Annotated in this window: 22 protein-coding genes; 19 read left to right on the forward strand and 3 right to left on the reverse strand. The window is 65.2% G+C overall.

What is annotated here, in order from left to right:
* The first annotated feature begins 188 nt into the window (after positions 1–188).
* The 19 genes from flgM (at position 189) to ACLFQI_RS03310 (ending at position 19,354) form a co-directional block, all read left to right on the forward strand.
* Entirely contained in the window at positions 189–464 is a 276-nt protein-coding gene (flgM, locus tag ACLFQI_RS03220) for a flagellar biosynthesis anti-sigma factor FlgM (protein WP_410757404.1), read from the forward strand.
* Between the two features lie 112 nt (positions 465–576).
* Complete coding sequence (locus ACLFQI_RS03225; RefSeq protein ID WP_410757406.1) at positions 577–1,026, forward strand: flagella synthesis protein FlgN; 450 nt, start codon at positions 577–579, stop codon at positions 1,024–1,026.
* A gap of 367 nt (positions 1,027–1,393) precedes the next feature.
* Positions 1,394–2,191, forward strand: a complete 798-nt coding sequence (locus tag ACLFQI_RS03230; protein WP_410757429.1) for a CheR family methyltransferase — start codon at positions 1,394–1,396, stop codon at positions 2,189–2,191.
* 110 nt (positions 2,192–2,301) lie between these two features.
* On the forward strand, positions 2,302–3,363 hold the full coding sequence (locus ACLFQI_RS03235; protein ID WP_410757407.1) for a protein-glutamate methylesterase/protein-glutamine glutaminase: 1,062 nt from the start codon (positions 2,302–2,304) through the stop codon (positions 3,361–3,363).
* A gap of 59 nt (positions 3,364–3,422) precedes the next feature.
* A complete protein-coding gene (locus ACLFQI_RS03240; RefSeq protein ID WP_410757408.1) occupies positions 3,423–5,120 on the forward strand; it encodes a methyl-accepting chemotaxis protein in 1,698 nt (565 codons plus the stop codon).
* A gap of 24 nt (positions 5,121–5,144) precedes the next feature.
* Entirely contained in the window at positions 5,145–5,534 is a 390-nt protein-coding gene (gene cheY, locus ACLFQI_RS03245) for a chemotaxis response regulator CheY (RefSeq protein ID WP_410757409.1), read from the forward strand.
* A 43-nt stretch (positions 5,535–5,577) separates the two neighbouring features.
* Positions 5,578–6,264, forward strand: a complete 687-nt coding sequence (cheZ, locus tag ACLFQI_RS03250; RefSeq protein ID WP_410757410.1) for a protein phosphatase CheZ — start codon at positions 5,578–5,580, stop codon at positions 6,262–6,264.
* An 83-nt stretch (positions 6,265–6,347) separates the two neighbouring features.
* Positions 6,348–7,514, forward strand: coding sequence for a flagellar biosynthesis protein FlhB (gene flhB / locus ACLFQI_RS03255; protein ID WP_410757411.1), 1,167 nt, complete (start codon positions 6,348–6,350; stop codon positions 7,512–7,514).
* A gap of 14 nt (positions 7,515–7,528) precedes the next feature.
* Positions 7,529–9,592: a flagellar biosynthesis protein FlhA gene (gene flhA / locus ACLFQI_RS03260; protein ID WP_410757430.1), complete on the forward strand. Its 2,064-nt coding sequence runs from the start codon at positions 7,529–7,531 to the stop codon at positions 9,590–9,592.
* Positions 9,593–9,712: 120 nt separating this feature from the next.
* Positions 9,713–10,099, forward strand: coding sequence for a flagellar protein FlhE (locus ACLFQI_RS03265; protein ID WP_410757413.1), 387 nt, complete (start codon positions 9,713–9,715; stop codon positions 10,097–10,099).
* 54 nt (positions 10,100–10,153) lie between these two features.
* Positions 10,154–10,867 carry an RNA polymerase sigma factor FliA gene (locus ACLFQI_RS03270; protein WP_410757415.1) on the forward strand — a complete coding sequence of 238 codons (714 nt, stop codon included), beginning with the start codon at positions 10,154–10,156 and terminating at the stop codon, positions 10,865–10,867.
* A gap of 33 nt (positions 10,868–10,900) precedes the next feature.
* A complete protein-coding gene (locus ACLFQI_RS03275; protein ID WP_410757416.1) occupies positions 10,901–11,677 on the forward strand; it encodes a motility protein A in 777 nt (258 codons plus the stop codon).
* A 28-nt stretch (positions 11,678–11,705) separates the two neighbouring features.
* Positions 11,706–12,350 carry a flagellar motor protein MotB gene (locus ACLFQI_RS03280; RefSeq protein WP_410757418.1) on the forward strand — a complete coding sequence of 215 codons (645 nt, stop codon included), beginning with the start codon at positions 11,706–11,708 and terminating at the stop codon, positions 12,348–12,350.
* A 46-nt stretch (positions 12,351–12,396) separates the two neighbouring features.
* A complete protein-coding gene (locus tag ACLFQI_RS03285) occupies positions 12,397–14,286 on the forward strand; it encodes a methyl-accepting chemotaxis protein (protein ID WP_410757420.1) in 1,890 nt (629 codons plus the stop codon).
* A gap of 31 nt (positions 14,287–14,317) precedes the next feature.
* Positions 14,318–14,647 carry a flagellar transcriptional regulator FlhD gene (gene flhD, locus ACLFQI_RS03290; protein WP_410757421.1) on the forward strand — a complete coding sequence of 110 codons (330 nt, stop codon included), beginning with the start codon at positions 14,318–14,320 and terminating at the stop codon, positions 14,645–14,647.
* Between the two features lie 3 nt (positions 14,648–14,650).
* Entirely contained in the window at positions 14,651–15,217 is a 567-nt protein-coding gene (flhC, locus tag ACLFQI_RS03295; RefSeq protein WP_410757422.1) for a flagellar transcriptional regulator FlhC, read from the forward strand.
* 51 nt (positions 15,218–15,268) lie between these two features.
* Complete coding sequence (gene cheA, locus ACLFQI_RS03300; protein ID WP_410757423.1) at positions 15,269–17,452, forward strand: chemotaxis protein CheA; 2,184 nt, start codon at positions 15,269–15,271, stop codon at positions 17,450–17,452.
* The gene (locus ACLFQI_RS03305; RefSeq protein WP_410757424.1) at positions 17,449–17,946 is read left to right on the forward strand and encodes a chemotaxis protein CheW; all 498 of its coding nucleotides are present in this window, start codon (positions 17,449–17,451) and stop codon (positions 17,944–17,946) included. Before cheA ends, ACLFQI_RS03305 begins: the two co-directional genes overlap by 4 nt.
* Positions 17,947–18,070: 124 nt before the next feature.
* Entirely contained in the window at positions 18,071–19,354 is a 1,284-nt protein-coding gene (locus tag ACLFQI_RS03310) for a methyl-accepting chemotaxis protein (RefSeq protein WP_410757425.1), read from the forward strand.
* Between the two features lie 173 nt (positions 19,355–19,527).
* On the opposite strand, the gene ACLFQI_RS03315 is transcribed toward ACLFQI_RS03310, so the two are convergent.
* The 3 genes from ACLFQI_RS03315 to ACLFQI_RS03325 all read right to left on the reverse strand — a co-directional run.
* Positions 19,528–19,821 (reverse strand): EscU/YscU/HrcU family type III secretion system export apparatus switch protein, encoded by a 294-nt coding sequence (locus ACLFQI_RS03315; protein WP_410757426.1) that lies wholly within the window; start codon positions 19,819–19,821, stop codon positions 19,528–19,530.
* The gene (locus ACLFQI_RS03320) at positions 19,818–20,366 is read right to left on the reverse strand and encodes a flagellar hook-length control protein FliK (RefSeq protein ID WP_410757427.1); all 549 of its coding nucleotides are present in this window, start codon (positions 20,364–20,366) and stop codon (positions 19,818–19,820) included. The genes ACLFQI_RS03315 and ACLFQI_RS03320 overlap by 4 nt, the downstream gene beginning before the upstream one ends.
* 278 nt (positions 20,367–20,644) lie before the next feature.
* Positions 20,645–20,836: hypothetical protein (locus ACLFQI_RS03325; protein ID WP_410757428.1), on the reverse strand; the 192-nt coding region annotated here is incomplete at its 5' end.

Below are 20,836 nucleotides of genomic sequence, written 5' to 3' on the forward strand. Positions count from 1 at the left end.
TTGGCCGGCGCGAATTGATCGATGCCACCGTCATCGGCAAGGCGCGGCTGGCGATCGATTTCTGAGCCGGCAGACTTCCACGCCGGCTAAAGCCCGCCAACAGTTACCGGCCAAATGTTCCCGGTCGATTAAAGTATCCTCATGGCAGGCCGATAATCACACCTAAGTACCGGCATGAGGCACGCACCTTGAAAATCGACACCCACCATCCACTGCAGCCGGTCGGCAAACCCACCCAAGAACCCTCCAAGGTCGAGGGGCCGACACGCGCGGGCACCGGCAAGCGCGCCACGCCTGCGGTGCAGACGCATCTCCATCGCGAGACCGTGGCGACCGATCAAGACATCGACCTCGTCAATGTCGAGGCGATCCGCGAGGCGATTCGCGAAGGCCGCCTCGAGATCCGCGCCGAGCGCATCGCCGAGGGGCTCATCGCTAGCGTGCGCGAGCTGCTCGACGACTAGCACGCGCGAAGAGCGCGACGAAGAACCGATCGGACCAAGCACGAGACCAGACCGGGCGCGCATCGCGCCGAGCCAGAACAACCAGGGCCAGGACAACAGGGAGACCGTACTGATGAGCCTAGCAACACTGCTCGAGACGCAACGCGACGGCTTGCAACGCCTGACGGCGCTGCTGGAACAGGAATGCGAGGCCCTGGCGGCGGGCCAGATCGATGGCGAGTTGCTCCAGCGCCTCGCCGCCGACAAGCAAGCGCTGCTCGCGCAGCTCGAGCACAGCGAGCAGCAACGCCGCGCGTTCCAGACCGCGGGCGGCTACCCCGAGGGCGACGCCGGCGCCCGCCAGGCGGCCCGCGATGCCGGTTGCCTCGACGCCTGGCAGGCGGTGCGCGCCGCCAGCGAGCACGCCGCCCGGCGCAATGAACTCGCGGGCTCGATGCTGTGGATGCGCCTCAAACAGAATCAACGCATGCTCGATCTCATCCACGCGGTCTCGGAAAAGACGCTGTACGACCCCCAAGGCCGCACCGGCCCGCGCTCCGCGCGCCTCAAGGTGTCGGCCTGAGGTCGCGGACGATCCCGTCGGACCTCGTCTGGCCATCCGCCTGGCCCGCCAGGGGCCCCAGAGGCCTGGCGACCCGCCTGGGCCAATCGTCGCCTCGATCCTCCCGGGCCAGCCAGGGGTCGACGGTCGGCGCCAATCGAAACAGCCCACCAAAATCCCACTATACTGCGGTAAGCCGCTCCTTAATTGTTTAGCCTATGCAGAGAGCGGCGGCGGCGATAAGCTGTCTCGATTGCCCGTAAGCCGAGTCGCGGATGGGCCGGATTAGCGAGGGGATGAAAGGATGGGGGGAAGTTTGAACGATTTCGCGCAGCAGCCGGTCGCCGCAGCCAATGGTTGGTCCTCCTACGGATCGGTCGATCGAGACCTGGAGTTGACCGATACCGACTTCAGACGCATCCGCGAACTCATCCATCAGCGTGCCGGCATCGTGCTCGCCGAGCACAAGCGCGAGATGGTCTACAGCCGCCTGGCCAAACGCCTGCGCCACTATGGGCTGACGCGTTTCAGCGACTATCTGGTGCGCCTGGAGCGCAAGCCCGACGCCAAGGAATGGGAGGCCTTCACCAATGCGCTGACCACCAACCTCACCGCCTTCTTCCGCGAGGCGCACCATTTCCCGCAGCTCGCCAAGCACATCCAAGATCGCGCCGGCGCGGTGCGGATCTGGTGCGCGGCGGCCTCGACCGGCGAGGAGCCCTACTCCATCGCCATCACGCTCGCCGAGACCCTCGGGCCGCGCGCCGCCGACGCCAGGGTGCTCGCTACCGACATCGACACCGAGGCCCTGGCCAAGGCCCGCGCCGGCATCTATCCGCTTGAGCAGGTCCACAAGATGGACGATGCGCGCATCAAGCGCTTCTTCCAACGCGGCACCGGCGGCCAGGCCGGAATGGCCCGCGTGCGCCCGGAATTGCGTAACATGGTGGAATTCGAGGTGCTCAATCTGCTCGCGCCGAGGTGGCCGATCAAAGGGCCCTTCGATGCCATTTTTTGCCGCAACACCATGATCTATTTCGACAAACCGACCCAGGCGCGGATCCTCGAACGATTCGCGCCCCTGCTCAAACCGGATGGCTTGCTGTTCGCCGGTCACTCCGAGAACTTCTCCTATATCAGCCAGGCCTTCCGGCTGCGTGGCCAGACCATCTATACCCTGGCCTGATATCAAGCACGGCAGAGGCGCCCGGCACATGCGATCATGCACCGATTCCGCAAGCAGGCCGGTCGCCCCCATCCAATCGTTCGTCCATCGTCAGGAACAGGAGGCCTGCCTTGAGTGCAGCCAGGATAAAGGTCCTCTGCGTCGATGACTCGGCGCTGATCCGCGACCTGCTCAGCGAGATCATCGGCAGCCAGCCGGATATGGAGGTCGTCGCCGTGGCCTCCGACCCGATCATGGCGCGGGATCTGATCAAGCAACACAATCCCGATGTGCTGACACTGGATGTCGAGATGCCGCGCATGGATGGCCTCGATTTCCTCGAACGGCTGATGCGCCTGCGGCCGATGCCGGTGCTCATGGTGTCGTCGCTGACCCAGGCCGGTTCGGAGGTGACCATGCGCGCGCTCGAACTGGGCGCGCTCGACTTCGTCGCCAAGCCCTCGCTCGGCATCCGCCGCGGCATGCTCGGCTATACCGAGGAGATCGCCGAAAAGATCCGCGCCGCCGCCCAGTCGCGGCCGCGCCAGGCGCTGCATCATCACCAGCCGCCGGCGGTGCGCCTCAAGGCGCCGATCATCTCTAGCGAGAAGCTGTTCATCATCGGCGCCTCGACCGGCGGCACCGAGGCCATCCGGCGGGTGCTTGAGCCGTTGCCGGCCAGCTGCCCGGGGATCCTCATCACCCAGCACATGCCGGGCGGCTTCACGCGCTCGTTCGCCGAACGCCTCGATCGCCTCAGCCAGCTCGCGGTGAAGGAGGCGGAAGACGGCGAGCGCGTACTGCCGGGCCATGCCTATATCGCCCCCGGCGGGCAGCATCTCAAGCTGGCGCGCAGTGGCGCCAACTATATCGCCAAGCTCGACGAGGGGCCGCCGGTGAACCGGCATCGGCCTTCGGTGGATGTGCTGTTCCATTCCGCCGCGCAGCATGCCGGGCGCAACGCCATCGGCGTCATCCTCACCGGCATGGGCCGGGATGGCGCGGCCGGTCTGCTGGAGATGCGCAACGCCGGCGCGCCCACCATCGCTCAGGACGAGAGCACGAGCGTGGTCTTCGGTATGCCGCGCGAGGCGATCGCACTGGGCGCGGCCTGCGAGGTAACGCCGCTCGACGCCATCGCGCCGCGCCTCATGGAACTGGCCGCCGCCTCCGGCCGGACGCAGCGGGTCTGAGCCCTTGCCGGACCCGGTTCGACGATGACCAAACTCAGGATGATCCCATGTTCAGACAGATGAAAATCGCAACCCAGCTCGGCCTCTTGGTGGGCGCCTTGGCAGCCGCCATGATCGCGCTCGGCGTGCTGGGATTGTACGGGCAAAACGCGGCCGTGCAAGGACTCAACAACGTATACCATGACCGCGTGGTTTCGCTCTGGCAGCTCGAGTCCATTGTCGAAAACTATGCGGTCAATATCGTCGACTCGTCGCACAAGATCCACGACGGCCTGCTCGATTGGTCCCAGGGGCGGGAGAACGTCACCTCGGCACTCGCCGAGATCGACTCGGATTGGGAGGCCTACCGGGACCACTCGTTGGTATCGCAAGAACAGCGCCTGGTCGATGAGGTCAGGCCACTGATGGAGCGCGCGGAGCCGGCCCTGGCCCGGCTGCGGGAGATCTTGCAGCGCCAAGACCAGGCCGCGCTCGAGGAGTTCCTGATCGATACCCTCTACCCGACCATCGACCCCATCTCCGAAGGCCTGCAAGCGCTGATGGATGTGCAGTTGGAGGGGGCCGAAGCCGACTATCGACAGGCCTCCAACCAGTACCGGAACATCCGCGCCATCACCATCGGCGCCTTGGCGCTGGTTCTGCTCGGCGGCATCCTGCTGGCCTGGCGCATCATCGCCGGCATCAATCGCCAATTGGGCGCCGAGCCCTATCAGGTGGCCGCGATCGTCAACCAGGTCGCCGATCAGGACCTGAGCCTGGAGATCCACACCAAGGCCAGCGATAGCAGCAGCGTGCTCTTCGCGATGAAGCGCATGGTGGGGCAACTGGCGAGCGTGATCGGCGAGGTGCGCCAGAGCGGTCAGGCCATCCATGGCGGCGCGAGCGAGATCGCCACCGGCAACGCGGATCTCTCCTCGCGCACCGAGCAGCAGGCCTCGGCGCTGGCACAGACCGCCTCAAGCATGGAAGAGCTGACCGCCACCGTCAGGCAAAACGCCGATAATGCGCGTCAGGCCAGCGGCCTGGCGCTGGAGGCGTCGTCCACCGCCGAGCGCGGCGGCGAGGTCGTAGGCCAGGTCGTCGAGACCATGCATGGGATCTCCGACAGCTCCCAGCAGATCGCCGAGATCACCAATGTGATTGATTCGATCGCCTTCCAAACCAATATCCTGGCGCTCAATGCGTCGGTGGAGGCGGCACGCGCCGGCGAGCAGGGGCGCGGCTTTGCCGTGGTCGCCGGCGAGGTCCGCAACCTGGCCAGCCGCAGCGCCGATGCGGCGAAGGAAATCAAGACCTTGATCGACGGCGCCGTGTCTCAGATCCAAGCCGGTTCGACGCTCGCCGAGCGGGCCGGCGCGACCATGCATGAGGTCGTTGAGGCAGTTCGCCGCGTGACTGATATCATGGACGAGATCTCGGCCGCCTCCCAAGAGCAAAGCCAGGGCATCGATCAGGTCAGCCAGGCCGTGGGCCAGATGGATCAGGTGACCCAACAGAATGCCGCCCTGGTACAGGAGGCCTCGGCGGCGGCCGCCTCGCTCGAGGAACAGGCGAGCCGGATGGAGCAAGCGATCTCGACATTCCGTCTGAGCAAGAGCGCGCCGGCGGTTCACGCGCTGCCCGCCGGCGGTACTCACCAGACACACCACAGCCCACGCCCGGTGGCGGCGTCGCCCAAGTCGGCCCAGCTGGAAGCCCCCCGCAAACGGGTTCAGGATCAGCCGATAGCGGCCGAGGACGAGTGGGAAGCCTTTTAGTAACGCGTTGACAGAGGACTCTCGATGGTAGACAAGAACCTTCACTTCCTGGTGGTGGACGATTTTCCAACCATGCGCCGCATCGTCCGTAGCCTGCTCAAGGAGCTGGGCTTCTCGAACGTCGAGGAGGCCGAGGATGGACAGGAGGCCCTGAACAAACTCAAGGCCGGCGGCTTCGACTTCGTGGTGGCCGATTGGAACATGCCCAATCTCGATGGCATGGAGATGCTGAAACAGATCCGGGCCGACGATGATCTCAAGCATCTGCCGGTGCTGATGGTCACTGCCGAAGCGAAAAAGGAGAACATCATCGCCGCAGCCCAGGCCGGCGCAAGTGGTTATGTGGTCAAACCGTTCACGGCCGCCACCCTCGATGAAAAACTGACCAAGATCTTCGAGAAACTGGGCTGGTGAGCCCGCAGCAGCGGCAGGGGGCCGGAACGACAGGAGAGAGACGATGACCACGTATACAAAACCCGATGACGATCAGCAAGGGCTCGAGCAGCTGATCAACCGCATCGGGAATCTGACGCGCATGTTGCGCGACAACATGCGCGAACTCGGCCTCGACAAGGAGATCGAGAAGGCCGCCGAGGCGATCCCCGATGCGCGCGAACGGCTCAACTATGTCGCCAACATGACCGAGCAGGCGGCGAATCGCGCGCTCAATGCCATCGATCGGGCGCAACCCTTGCAGGATGAACTCAGCGCCCGCGCCGAGGCGCTCGACAAACGCTGGGCGGACTGGTTTGCCGAGCCCAAGGAACTCCCCGAGGCGCGGGAGCTAGTCCGGGAGACACGCACCTATCTCGGCGACGTGCCGGTGAAGACCGAGGCCACCAACAAGGAACTGCTCGAGATCATGATGGCCCAGGACTTCCAGGACCTGACCGGCCAGGTGATCAAGAGGATGATGGAGGTCATCCACGAGATCGAGAGTCAGCTGGTACAGGTCCTGATCGATAATGTGCCCGAGGGACAGGCGCGCGAGCAGATGCAGCGCCGCGCCGACAGCAGCAAGCAAGCCGGCGCCAGCGGCCGCGACGAGAGCCTGCTCAACGGCCCGCAGCTCGATCCCCATGCCGCCGATGTCGTCGGCAGCCAAGATCAGGTCGACGCGCTGCTCGACGAACTCGGTTTCTGAATCGCGGCATCGGTCACTACCACTCCGGCCACCACTCGCGCACAATGGCACGGATTCACCCCCCATGCGTTCCCTGAGCGACCATGGCCGAAGACCAAGGCAGCGATCAAGAAAAGACCGAAGAAGCCACACCGCGACGGCTCGAGAAGGCGCGCGAGGAAGGCCAGGTTCCCCGCTCCCGTGAGCTGACCACCTTCGTCATGCTGCTAGCCGGTGTCGCCGGGTTTTGGCTGGGGGGCGCGCTGATCTACGATCAGCTCGGCCTGATCATGGAGCAGGCGTTCCTGTTCGAGCGGCGCGAGGCGTTCGAGGTGCCGCCGATGCTGATCAAGGCGGCCGATCTGATCGAGCGCAGCCTGTTCACGATGATGCCGCTGTTCCTCTTGCTGGCGGTGGTGGCGCTGGCCTCGCCGGCCTTGCTCGGCGGCTGGTTGATCTCGGGCAAATCGCTCCAGCCGCAATTGTCCAAGCTCAACCCCCTGAAGGGGCTCAAGCGCATGCTGGGGGTGCAGGCGTTGGTCGAACTGGCCAAGGCGATTGCCAAATCGCTGCTGATCGGCGGTGTGGCGGTGGCGTTCCTGGTCGCCAACCGTGGTATCTACATGGATCTGATGGGGCTGCCGATCCAGCAGGCGATCGCCAAGACCCTGGAATTGGCCGTGATGGGGAGTGGCCTCATGGTGCTGACCTTGCTGATCGTGATCCTGATCGATGTGCCCTATCAGCTCTGGAGCCATGCCAAGAAGCTGCGCATGTCCAAGGACGAGGTCAAACGCGAGCACAAGGAGTCGGAGGGCGACCCGCAGATCAAGGCGCGCATTCGCCAGCAACAGCAGGCCATGGCCCGCGGCCGCATGATGAGCAAGGTGCCGGAGGCGGACGTCATCATCACCAACCCCGAACACTTCGCCGTCGCGCTCAGATACGACGAGCAGGCCATGGCGGCGCCGCGCCTGGTGGCCAAGGGCGTCGATCGGGTCGCCCTGCGCATTTGCGAACTCGGCGATGCCCATGCGATTCCGCGCTTGCAGGCGCCAGCGCTGGCGCGGGCGCTGTATCGTTATGTCGATCTCGACGCCGAGATTCCGATGGCCCTTTACACCGCCGTGGCCGAGGTGATGGCCTGGGCCTTCCAGCTGCGTCGGGCCAAGGCCGCAGGCGAGACGCCGCCGCCGACCCCGCACGATTTACCGATCCCGGAAGCGCTTCAGGTTCCGGTCACCCGCCCTGAGGCCGAGGCACGCGTATGACAGCGTTCACCGCCATGCTCGACAAGCAGGCCTGGCTCGGCAACCTCCAGATCAAGCTGCTGGCGGGGCCGGTGCTGATCTTGATGATCCTCGGCATGATGATCCTGCGCCTGCCGCCGTTCATGCTCGATCTGCTGTTCACCTTCAACATTGCCCTCGCGGTGATGGTGCTGTTGGTGAGCATGTTCACCCAGAAACCGCTGGATTTCGCCGCCTTCCCGGCGGTGTTGCTGTTCACCACCCTGCTGCGGCTGTCGTTGAACGTCGCCTCCACCCGCGTCATCCTGATGGAAGGTCATCAGGGCGGCGACAGCGCCGGCAAGGTCATCCAGGCCTTTGGCGAATTCCTGGTCGGCGGCAATTTCGCCGTCGGCCTGGTGGTGTTCTTGATCCTGGTGATCATCAACTTCATGGTCATCACCAAGGGCGCCGGTCGCATCGCCGAGGTCGGCGCGCGCTTCATGCTCGATGCCATGCCCGGCAAGCAGATGGCCATCGACGCCGACCTCAATGCCGGTCTGATCGGCGAGGACGAGGCCCGCCGGCGGCGCAGCGAAGTCGCCCAGGAGGCCGATTTCTATGGCTCCATGGACGGTGCCAGCAAATTCGTGCGCGGCGACGCCATGGCCGGCCTGGTGATCATGGGCATCAATATCATCGGTGGCCTGCTCATCGGCATGCTGCAGCATGACATGAGCTTTGGCGACGCCGGGCGCACCTACACCCTGATGACCATCGGTGACGGCCTGGTGGCGCAGATTCCGGCATTGGTCATCTCCACTGCTGCCGGCGTCACCGTCTCGCGCGTCAACACCGAGCAGGACGTCGGCCAGCAGATGATCGGTCAGCTGTTCGTCAATCCACAGGTGATGATCCTGGCCGCCATCGTCATGGGCATGTTGGGCATGGTGCCGGGCATGCCGAATCTGGTCTTCCTCGTCTTCACCGCCCTGCTCGGCGGCCTGGCCTGGTATCTCCTGCACCAAAAGGAGAAGCTGCTGGTCAAGCAGGCCGTGCTCGCGCCGCCGGCGCCCACGCGGGAAACGCCGGAAGCGAGCTGGGACGATGTCCAGCTCGTCGATACCCTCGGGCTCGAGGTCGGCCATCGGCTGATCCCGTTGGTCGATCAACGCCAGCAAGGGGAACTGCTCGGCCGCGTCAAGAGCGTGCGCAAGAAGTTCGCCCAGGATGTCGGCTTCCTGCCGCCGGTGGTGCATATCCGCGACAATCTGGAACTCGGCCCCAATACCTATCTGGTCTCGCTCAAGGATGCCGAGATCGGCCGCTCCGAGGTCTACCCGGGGCGCTGGCTGGCGATCGATCCGGGACAGGTCTCGGGCAAGCTGGAGGGCACCCCGACCCAGGACCCGGCGTTCGGTCTGCCGGCGGTCTGGATCGACAGCGGCCAGCGCGAGCACGCGCAGGTCTATGGCTATACCGTGGTCGACGCCAGCACCGTGGTCGCCACGCACCTGAACCATCTCCTGCATCGCCATGCCGCCGAGATGCTCGGGCGCACCGAGGTGCAGAGTCTGCTCGACAAGCTCGGCGAGGAGCAGAAGAGCCTGGTCGAGGACGTGGTGCCCAAGCTGATCTCGCTGACCGCGTTTCAGCGCCTGCTGCAAAACCTCCTCGCCGAGGAGGTGCCGATCCGCGATCTGCGCAGCATCCTCGACACCCTCGCCGAACACGCGCCGCAACAACAGGATCTCGGCGAACTCACGGCGCTGGTGCGGATCGCGCTCGGGCGCGCCATCGTCCAGCAGTGGTTCCCGGGCGAGAAGGAGCTGCGGGTCATCGGCCTGGATACGCAGCTCGAGCAGATCCTGATGCAGGCGATGAGCGGCAACGGCGCGCTCGAACCCGGACTCGCCGAGACCCTGATGCAGCAGACCGAGAAGGCGCTGACGCGCCAGGAGGCTGGCGGCGATCCGCCGGTGCTGGTCGTGCAGCACAGCCTCAGGGCCGTGCTCGCGCGCTTCCTGCGTCGGCGCTTGCGCCATCTGGTGGTGCTCTCCCAGGCCGAGATCCCGGATGATCGCCTGCTGCGCGTGACCCAATGGATCGGGGGCAAATAGCCCATGCGACGAGCCAGCATCGCACAGGCCATGGTTAGGCCGGCATGGAACGACGATCGCCATCGCCTCGCCTGTGGAGCGACGGCCAGAGGCGAGCCGATCCGCACGCCATCATCGGGCTTGACGCCGCTCCTGACGCTGGTACTGGCATTGGCACCGGGGTTAGCGGCGGCGGCCGGCAGTTGGGTGGCCAACGCGCCATCGCTGATGGTCAGCATGGCCGAGCGCGAGAGTCTGTCGCGACCGCTGCGAGCACCGCCCGGCAGCGCGCCCACCGGCGCGATCGACAGCATCGCCTGGCGCTTCGAGCAGCCGCCCGGCAGCCGCCTGAATGCGCGTCTGTGTCAGGCCAACCGCTGCATGCCGCTGGCGGGCGCGCGCGGCCAGAGCCAGGCCCTCGCGGGGTTGCCGGCGGATGAGGCGCTGCGTTTCCATTTCTCGCTCGGGCCGGGGCAGCGGCGAGCCGTGCGCGTCCAGGGACTGCAGGTCATCGTCAATTACCAATGAAGGTCATCATCAATTACCAATGAGAATAGCCCGGAGCGGACTTGGGCGAAGCGAATGTATACTGCGAAAGGTAAGATCGAGCAAAACGAGTTCATCACGCAGTATCTGCCGCAGGTGCGACGACAAGCGTTGGCGCTGCAGGTGAAACTGCCCGCGAGCATCGAGCTGGCCGACCTGATCCAAGCCGGAACCCTGGGCTTGCTCGAAGCCTTGGGGCGTTTCGATGCCAGTCAGGGGGCAAGCTTCGCGACCTTTGCCACCCAGCGCATCCGCGGCGCCATGCTCGATGAGCTGCGCAGCCGCGACTGGCTGCCGCGCAGCGTGCGCCGTCATGCCCGCGCCATGGACGAGGCTACGCAGCGGCTCGAGCAACGCTTCGGCCGCGCCCCGGAGGAGCACGAGATCGCCGCCGAACTCGACATGGATCTGACCGAATACCGTCAGCTGCTCAGCGATACCAACAATGGTCAGTTTTTGCCCTTCGAGGCATTGATCGAGGAAGGCATCGAGCCGGGCGCGGCCAACCGCCCCGCCAACCCCTCCTTGACCGCACTGGTCGAGGGCGAACAACGGGGGCGATTGGTGGCGGCCATCGAGGCCCTGCCGGAGCGCGAGAAACTGATGATGGCGCTGTATTATCAGGAGGAACTCAACCTCAAGGAGGTCGGCGCCGTGCTCGGGGTCAGCGAGTCTCGCGTCTGTCAACTGCACAGCCAGGCCCTCAGTCGTCTGCGGGCGCAGTTGCTCGAGGCGCCCGTTGAACGATAATTCTCACCAGCTGCTTTTCGACTCAAGGGAACCATGAATCCATCGACACTGATCGGCATCCTCTCCAGCATGGTGCTACTCGGCAGCGTGCTCTTCTTCGCCGCCGAGTCGCCCGGCAGCTTTCTCAATCTGCCGGGCCTGGCCATTGTCCTCGCCGGCACCATGGCGGCGACCTTCATCAGTTATCCGCTGCGCGAGGTATTGCGCGTGGTCGGGCTGATCGGCGTCGTGTTTCGGCGCGAGAACACCTATGTCCGCGACGACATCCAGGAGTTGGTCGACATGTCGCGGCTCTGGTTCAAGGGCGATGTGCGCGCCGTCGAGAAGGCGCTCGCCAACACCCGCAATCCCTTCCTGCGCAGCGGCATCCAGCTCGTCATCTCCAACACCAAGGAGGAGGAGATCATCGACCTGCTGAGTTGGCGCATCGCCCGTCTCAAGGCCCGCGAGCATGCCGAGGCGCAGGTCTTCCATACCATGGCCGCCTATGCCCCGGCCTTCGGCATGATCGGCACCCTGGTCGGTCTGGTGAATATGCTGGAGGTCATGGAGGCCGGCGATCTGGAGATCATCGGGCCGCGCATGGCCGTCGCCCTGTTGACCACCTTCTATGGCATTCTGCTCGCCAACCTGGTGTTCAAGCCCTTCGCCGTGAAGCTGGAGCGGCGCACCGAGGAGCGGCTGATCGCGATGAACATGGTCCTGGAAGGGATCTCGCTGATCACCAAGCGCCGCCTGCCCTCCTTCATCGAAGAGACGCTGAACTCGTTCATGGCCAAGCACCACGACGAGATTCGCGACCCGAGCTAACCCGGAAACCCGACAGGAGATCCAAGCCATGGTGCAGCGCGCACGGGTATCGATGCTCGAACCCCCGAGCGGAGGCGACCAAACCGAGAGCTGGCTGATCAGCTATCTCGATGTCCTGACGCTCCTGATCACGCTGTTCGTGTTGATGGTGTCGATGCTGGGCAAGGCCGACTACGAGACCCAAGCGCAACCGGGCATCCCCTCGGCCGAGGTCGGCCCCAAGACCACCGGCATCCAGCCGCGCCACGAGGGACTGCAACCGCGCTTCGAGGGCCTGGAGATGGAAGGCGTCAGCGTCGACGAAGGCGAACAAGGCATCACGCTGCGCATCGACGACAATCTCTTGTTCAAAAGCGGCCAGGCCGAGCTGACCGAGGGTGGAGGCGAGGTCATCGAGTCGCTGGTGCCGACCCTGGAGTCCTTCGATGGGCAAATCTCGGTCGAGGGCCATACCGATAACATTCCCATCGCCACGGCCCGTTTCCCATCGAACTGGGAACTCTCGACGGCGCGCGCGATTGCCGTGTTACGCTATCTGAGCGCAGCCGGCATCCCGGAAACCCGATTGCGCGCCATCGGTTATGCCGATACCAAGCCTTTGGAAAGCAACGACACCCCAGAAGGGCGCGCCGCCAACCGGCGTGTCGAGCTCCTGTTAAAACAAACTCCTTAGGCCGACCTGCGGCATCCATCAGCGAACACTCACGAATCCCGAAGCCATGCGATTCAATCGTTTTTCCATTGGAGCCCGCATCGTGGCCGGCTTTATCGTCATGCTGCTGCTGGCGATCGCCATCATCGTGCCCTTCCTGCTCAACCGTCTCGATGCGGCGATCCAGGAGGCCGAGCGGCGCGAGCTGCGCTCCCTGCATGGCAATCTGATGGCCGCCCTGGAGGCGGAGGCCCGCCGGGGCAGTGCCATGAGCGCCCTCATCGCCGGCATCCCCGAGGTGCAGCAGGCCTTCGCCGAGCGCCAGCGCAAACGGCTCGCGGACTGGTTCGTGCCCGGTTTCGAGACGCTGAAAGCCGACCACGGCATCGCCCAGTTCCAGTTCCACCTGCCGCCGGCCACCTCTTTCCTGCGCGTGCATGGCCCGGAAGAATTCGGCGACGACCTCACCGACATCCGCCAGACCATCGTCGAGACCAACCGCGACCGCGCGCCCATCTCGGGTCTCGAGCGCGGTGTCTACGGGCTCGGCATTCGCAGCCTGGTACCGGTCGAGTGGCGAGGCGAGCATGTCGGCTCGCTGGAGTTCGGCATGAGCTTCGGCCAGGACTTTTTCGACCGCTTTCACGAGCAGTACGGCGCCGAGGCCGCGCTGCGCCTGCCCGATGGCAACGGCTTCAGCACCTTTGCCTCGACCTTCGGCGAGCAATCGCTGCTGAGCGAGCAGGCGCTGGAGGCGGCGCTGACCGGCGAAGAACAGATCGAGCACGGCACCCATGCGGGCACGCCGTTGGCGATAATGGGGGCGGTCGTCCGCGACTTCTCCGGCGCGCCGGCGGGCGTGCTCGAGGTGGCCTTCGATCGGTCGTCCTATCTCGAACGCGCGGCGACCGCGCGCAACGCGGCCCTGCTCATCGCCGCCCTGACCCTGGCCGTCGGCGTACTGTTGGCGCTGCTGATCGCCCGCACCATCAGCCGGCCGATCCAACGGACTGCGGAGGCGATGGGCAATATCGCCGCGGGCGAGGGCGATCTGACCCGGCGCCTGGATGACAGCGGCGGCGATGAACTCAGCGAAATGGCGCACCAATTCAACGCCTTCGTCTCGCGCATGCAGGCGACGCTGCAAGAGGTCAGCCGCAGCGCGCGCAACGTCTTTGAAACCGCGGGCACCATTGCCCGCAGCAGCGAGGATCTCGCCAGCCGCAGCGATGAGGCCGCCTCCAATCTGCAACAAACCTCGTCGGCCATGGAGGAGATTGCCTCGACCGTCGCGCATAGCGCCGAATCCGCCAATCAGGCCAGTGCGCTCTCGGCCGAGGCAAGCGCGGTGGTCGAGCAAGGCACCTCGGCGATGCGCGAACTGGAAACCACGATGCAGGAGATCGACCAGGCCTCGTCGCGCATCACCGATATCGTCACCTTGATCGACGGCATCGCGTTTCAAACCAATATCCTCGCGCTCAACGCCTCGGTCGAGGCGGCGCGCGCCGGCGAACATGGCCGTGGCTTCGGCGTGGTGGCCCAGGAGGTCCGCACCCTCGCCGAGCGTTCCCAGGACGCCGCGCGCGAGATTCGCACGTTCATCGAGGCGTCGGTGGAAAGCTCCCGGCTGGGCACGGAACGAGTGCAGCAAGTGAGCCAAACCATGGGCAAGATCATGACCAGCATCAACAATGTGCATGATGTGCTTGGGGAAATCAGTGCGAGCGCGCGCGAGCAGAGCGCAGGCGTTGCCGAGGTTAATACAGCGGTCACGGAATTGGACACGGTCACGCAGCAGAATGCCGCCATGGTCAATCAGACGTCTTCCTCGGCGGCTCGGATGCGCGAACTCGCCGAGCATCTGAACACGCTGATCGACGCCTTCGAACTCGGCAACGAGGAGCCGCTGGATGAGCGCCCGGCGCTGCCTCGCTCCGAGCCATTCTCGCCGTGAACCGAGCACCGTCAACCGAGCGCAGGGACCGATGAATGAAACCAACCTGATCAATGAGATCGAAGACCTCAATCTGACCTATCTGCTGTTGGCCCAACGCATGCTGCGCAGCGATCGCTCCAGCGCTATGTTCCGCCTCAAGATCGACCACGACATGGCCGAGTTGTTGCTTTCTCTGAGCGCGCGTCAGCTCGCCAAGCTGGCCCGTAGCAGTCAACTTCTGTGCCACTTCGGCTATCACGACGCCGCGCAGCTGCGCGCGGTCACCCATCACCAACGCGACCAGGATCTGTCCGGTTTTCACTCCTCGCTCCTGATGGCCTCTTATCCTCGAGCCGGGGCCGAGAACACGGAGAATTGAGCCATGGCACTCAAAAGCCCGGTCACCGAAATGCAGCAGGTGCAGCTCGCCATCGATCTGATCGAACTCGGTGCCCGTCTCCAGGTGCTCGAAACCGAGACCGATCTCAGCCGCGCCTACCTGACCAAGCTCTACAAGGAGCTGCGGGGCAAATCCCCGCCCAAGGGGATGCTGCCCTTTTCCACCGACTGGTTCATCACCTGGCTGCCCAATCTGCATGCCTCGCTGTTCATCAACATCTATCATCGCCTGCATCGGGATTATGGCTGCGAGCGCATCGATGCCTTTGTGCGCGCCTACCGTCTGTATCAGGAACAGGTTCGCATCGGCGGGCAAGACGCGGTCCTGGGCCTGACCCGGGCCTGGACGCTGATGCGCTTCTTCGAGAACGATCTGCTACAGTTGACAGGCTGCACACGCTGTGGCGGCCAATTCGTCGTACATACCTACACGCCCGTTCAGGACTATGTCTGCGGCCTCTGTCGCCCGCCGTCCCGAGCCGGCAAGACGCTGCGCGGCACCGCCGCCGGCCCTCGCGCCCCAACGCCTTCGCGTTGTTGTGGCACCTGACAGACTTGCTCGCTTGCAGGCGACCCGACGATTCGGGAACAGGACACGCGGATGGATATTACCGATTTCTACGACACCTTCTTCGAGGAAGCCGAAGAGTTGCTGGCGGACATGGAACGTCATCTTCTCGAACTCGATGTCGAGAACCCGGATGCCGAGCAGCTCAATGCCATCTTTCGTACCGCCCACTCGATCAAGGGCGGCGCCGGAACCTTTGGTTTCGAGGCGCTGCAACACACCACCCATCTGTTCGAGAACATCCTCGACCACGCCCGCCATGGTGAGCTTAAGCTACGTCGGGATATCGTCGACACCTTCCTGGAAACCAAGGATATGCTGAACGACCAGCTCGCTGCCTATCGCAACGGCGAGGAGCCGGATCAAGAGGCCTACGAGCGTATCTGCAAGACCCTGCAGCAGTTGGCCTTGGCGGAGATGGGCAACAACCTTGCCGCCGCCCCGGCGCCCGCGACCAAGCCCCCGGCCTCCGCCGCGACGCCCGCGCCGGAGGCAGCCCCTGCCGAGGCGGCGTCGGCCTCCGGGGCGCCCGCAGCTGACCATCTGCTCATCACCTTCCTCGGCGTGAGCGAGAACAATCGCGCCTTGCTCATCGAGGAACTCGAGCAGTTCGGCACCCTCCACCGCCGTTCCGGCGACGACAGCCGCTACGAGGTCGAACTCGAAACCACCACCAGCGCCGATGACATCGAGGCGGTGATGTGTTTCATCATCGAGCCTGAACAGATCGCGATCCAAACGCTGCCCGCCGGCCAAGCCAGCGATTCCAGTGATCGATCCAGCGCCGCCGCGCCCGCGCAACAGCCGACGACAGCAAGCGAACAACCGGCATCGGCGCAACAAACGGCCGCGCCAGCAGCACCAGCGGCAGACCAGGCACCGGCGCCCGCCAAGCCCGCAGCCGAGGCCCAGAAATCCGCCCCGGAACCCGCCCAGAAACCGGCCGGCAAACCGGCCACCAAGCCCAAGGTCGGCGCCGAGTCCTCGTCGATCCGGGTCTCGGTCGAGAAGGTCGACCAGATCATCAATCTGGTCGGCGAGCTGATCATCACCCAGTCGATGCTCGATCAGACCGTCAGCGAGCTCGACGGCGGTATCGCCAACGGCGCGCTGATCAACGGCATGAGCCTGCTGCAGCGCAACGCCCGCGATCTGCAGGAATCGGTGATGTCGATCCGCATGATCCCGATGGACTTCGTCTTCAGCCGTTTTCCGCGCGTCGTGCGCGAGACCTCGAGCAAGCTCGGCAAGGAGATCGAACTCTGCACCGAAGGCGAATCGACCGAACTCGACAAAAGCCTCACCGAACGCATCATCGACCCGCTCACGCACTTGGTCCGCAACAGTCTCGATCATGGCATCGAACTGCCCGAGGCGCGCGTCGCGGCGGGCAAGCCGCGCAAGGGCAAGCTGACCCTCTCGGCGCGCCATCAGGGCGGCAACATCATCATCGAGGTGAGCGATGACGGCGCCGGGCTGAACCGCGAAAAACTCCTCGCCAAGGCGCGCGAGAACGGCCTCAGCGTCTCCGACAGCATGACCGACGACGAGGTTTGGCAACTGATCTTCGCGGCCGGTTTCTCGACCGCCAAGGAGGTCACCGATGTCTCCGGCCGCGGCGTCGGCATGGATGTGGTCAAGCGCAACATCCAGAGCCTCGGTGGCCATGTGCAGATCATGTCCACGCCCGGCCAAGGCACCACCATCCGCATCGTGCTGCCGCTGACCCTCGCCATCCTCGATGGCATGTCGATCAAGGTCGGCGACGAGGTCTTCATCCTGCCGCTGTCGACGGTGCTGCAATCGCTGCAGCCGACCAAGGACGAACTCTACGAGATGGCCGGGCAGGATCTGGTCCTGCGGGTGCGCGACGAATACCTGCCGGTCATCGCCGTGCATGAGGCGATGGATGTCGCCAATGCCCAGACCGATCCCTTGCGCTCGATTGCCGTGATCGTGCAGGGCGAGGGCCGGCGCTACGCGCTCTTAGTCGATGAATTGATCGGTCAGCAGCAGGTGGTGGTGAAGAACCTCGAGACCAATTACCGCAAAGTTCCCGGCGTCTCCGCCGCCACCATCCTCGGCGATGGCAGCGTCGCGCTGATCCTCGATATCCCCGGCCTGCATCAGCTCAGCCTGAGCAAGAAAGAGACCCATCGGCCGCGCCGCGCCACCGCGCCCGCCCCGCTTCCACCCACGGAGGTTAACGCCTTATGAACCGTCACAGCACCGAGGATACCCTCATGGCCTCCGACGGCGAGAATCGCCAATACCTGGTGTTCTCGCTCGGCGAGGAAGAGTACGCCATCGACATCCTCAAGGTGCAAGAGATCCTCGGCTACGAGAATGTCACCCGCATCGCCAACGCCCCGGAATTCATCAAGGGCGTGACCAATCTGCGCGGCGTGATCGTGCCGATCGTCGACCTGCGCATCAAATTCCATCTTGACAAGGTCGACTACGATGGCCAGACCGTGGTGATCGTGGTCAATGTCTCCGAGCGCATCGTCGGCATCGTCGTCGATGGCGTCTCCGATGTGATGACCCTGACCCCGGATCAGATCAAACCGGCACCGGAACTCGGCATGAGTCTGTCCTCGGATTTCCTCAGCGGCCTTGGCAGCCTGGAGAATCGCATGCTGGTGCTGGTCGATATCGACAAGCTCCTGACCAGTAAGGAGATGGCCTTGGTGGAACAGGTCGGCGAGTGAGTTCGCGCGCAAGTCCACGCGACGATTGAATCGGGACCGAGCGGAGCGCATCGACCATGGCGGCCAGGCAGGCGACGAGAGACGGCTTCGGCAGGCACCGGCACGGCGACAGGACAGGCACGACATGACCATGCGACTGAGCTGGCTATTGGCGCTCGGCGCCCTGCTGCTGCTGATCCTCCTCGTCGGCGGCCTGGGGCTGTTTCTGCTCGATCGCGCGACCCACACCATCGCCGAGCTGGCCCCGCATGCCGGCGCCTTCGGCAGCGAGCGCGAGCAGGCCTTCGCCATGCTCGCCGACCGGGCGCGGCTGGCGCTGTTCGGCGCGCTCGGGCTCGCCGTCCTGACCGTGGTCGTCGTGCTCTGGGGGGTGACGGCCAATGTACTGCGCCCGTTGGAGCGGGTGGTCGCCGGCTTCGACGCCATGGCCTATGGCGATCTCTCGGTGCCCCTGGAGCGCCTCGGCAACAACGAGATCGGTCAACTCTGTGCCGCCGTGCAAGGGCTCCAGCAGCGCTTGTCGCGCACCCTGGCCCTGGTGCGCCTGAGCAGCGACAACGTCTACCGTGGCGCCCGGCATATCGCCAGCGGCAACAACGCCTTCTCGGCCCGCACCGAGCAGCAAGTGGCGCGTTTGAAGAAGACCGCCGCGCGCATGGAAACGCTGTCCGCCACGGTCAAGCAGAATGCCGAGCATGCCCGTCATGCCAGTCGCCTGGTGCGCGAGGCGACGCGCACCGCCGGCGCCGGCAGCGAGGTGATCAACGAACTGGTCTCCACCATGCGCGAACTCAGCCAGAGCTCGCGCCAGATCTCCGAGATCATCGAGATCATCGATACCATCGCGCACCAGACCAACCTGCTCGCGATCAACGCCTCGGTCGAGGCCGGGCGCGCCGGCGAGCAAGGCCAGGGCTTCGCGCTGGTGGCCGGCGAGGTGCGGGGGCTGGCCGGGCGCAGCGCCGATGCCGCCAAGGAGATCCGGGCGTTGGTCGAAACCTCGACCGCGCGCGTCGAGGCCGGCACCGCGCGCGTGGACAAGGCCGGCGAGACCATCGGCGAGATCGTCAGCGCCGTGCATCAGGTCAACCGCCTGGTCGACGAGATCGCCTCGGCCTCGCAAGCGCAGAGCCAGGGTATCGAGCAGGTCAATCGGGCCATCGCCCAGATGGATCAGGTCACCCAGCGCAACGCCGACCTGGTGCGCGAGGATGCCAAGGCGGCGGATCAGGTCGAAGCCGAGGCCGAGCGCCTACGCAAGGCGGTCGCCGTGTTCAGGCTCGCGCCCGAGGTAGAGGCGCGCTTCGCCGACAACCACTTCGACGAGGCAGCGGCGTGGATGGCGTCGATGACGCCGGATGATCTCGCCCATCGCGCCGGCGCAAGACCGCGGCGCCGGGCAGCCTAGTGCAACGCTGCTGAAGTCTCGATACATGCTGATGACTCACACCGTTGTCGATATTGGAGCTTGGGCACTTTCGGGCGGTATCGAATCTTTGGCAGCCTTGCACTAGCCTGGAGGACCGAGAATGGACGACCGAGAAAGCGTCCAGCAACGGCTTGTCGAGATCAAAGCCCGCGTTAGCTGGCGTTCGCCGGGCGTTCGCGCTCGTCGGCGATCTGTCGCACCCACACGAGTAACTCGGCGATCACCTGATACAGATTGGGGGGAATCTGTTCATCGAGATCGAGATTCATCAGTAACGCGACCAATTCCGGCGCGCCATGGACATAGATGCCCTGGCGCTCGGCCTCCTCGATGATGCGCTCGGCGAGCTGGCCATAACCCTTGGCCAACACGCGCGGCGCCTCATCGCCCTCGCGATAGGCAAGCGCGACGGCGCGCAGGCGCTCATCGTTAAGGCTCTCGCTCATGCGCGCGTCTCGGCGGCGGTCGGTGCCGACGCCGATTTGGGTAGCGCTTCAGCCGTGGGTTCGGACGCGGGCTCAGGCGTGGGCTCGGACTCAGGTTCCGGCTCGGCCGCGCGCAAGCGAATCTCAACCTCGTTCAAATCATAGGCCTCAAGCCGTGATCTGAGCCGACCGATGCCCCGAGCCAGGGCCGCTCGCACCTCGTCATCGGCGGCGACCAGTTCGAGGTCGAGGCGGGTCTCGCTCAACCACAGCGTCACCCCGACCTCGCCCAATCCGCTCACCCGCAGCTTCATGCTGGAATGCCAATGCTGGGCGTCGGAGTCGTCTTCCCGCTCGGCGGCCTCCTCGTCCGCGGGCTGGCGTCCTTCATCGCGCCTGGGTGGCGGTTGGACCATCAGGGCCATGAAGATGCCGGTCCAGACATCGCCTTCCCACCGCAGGACCGGGGTGGCCAGCAGTTCGAGCTGATGACGCACCAGCCCTTGCAGGCTCTCGTGGATCGGCTCGCCGCCGCGTTGCAGGGGCGCCGAGCGCAATGCCGCCATCTCGGCACTTGCGAGCTGGGCCTGCTGTTGCGCGCTGCTGCCTTCGCGTGCCGCAGTCGCGGCGGGGTTCGTCGCCGTTGGCGCTTGCGCCGTCTGCTGACCGGCGGGCTGGGCAGGTTGGCCTGCTTGACCCGCAGGCGCTGCCGTTGGCGCTTGCGCCGTCTGCTGCCCGGCAGGCTGAGCCGTTTGGCCTGCTTGACCCGCAGGCGCTGCCGTTGGCGCTTGCGCCGCCGGCTGGCCGGCAGGCTGAGCCGCTTGACCTGCTTGGCCCGCAGGCGTCACCGCTGGCGCTTGCGCCGACGGCTGACCGACAGCCTGGGCAGGTTGGCCTGCTTGACCTGTTTGACCCGCAGGCGCTGCCGTTGGCGCTTGCGCCGCCGGCTGGCCAGCAGGCTGAGCCGCTTGACCTGCTTGACCCGCAGGCGCTGCCGTTGGCGCTTGCGCCGCCGGCTGACCGGCAGGCTGAGCCG

Origin of the sequence: Halochromatium sp. (genome assembly GCF_046541315.1) — a bacterium.
In the GTDB taxonomy this organism is placed as follows: domain Bacteria; phylum Pseudomonadota; class Gammaproteobacteria; order Chromatiales; family Chromatiaceae; genus Lamprobacter.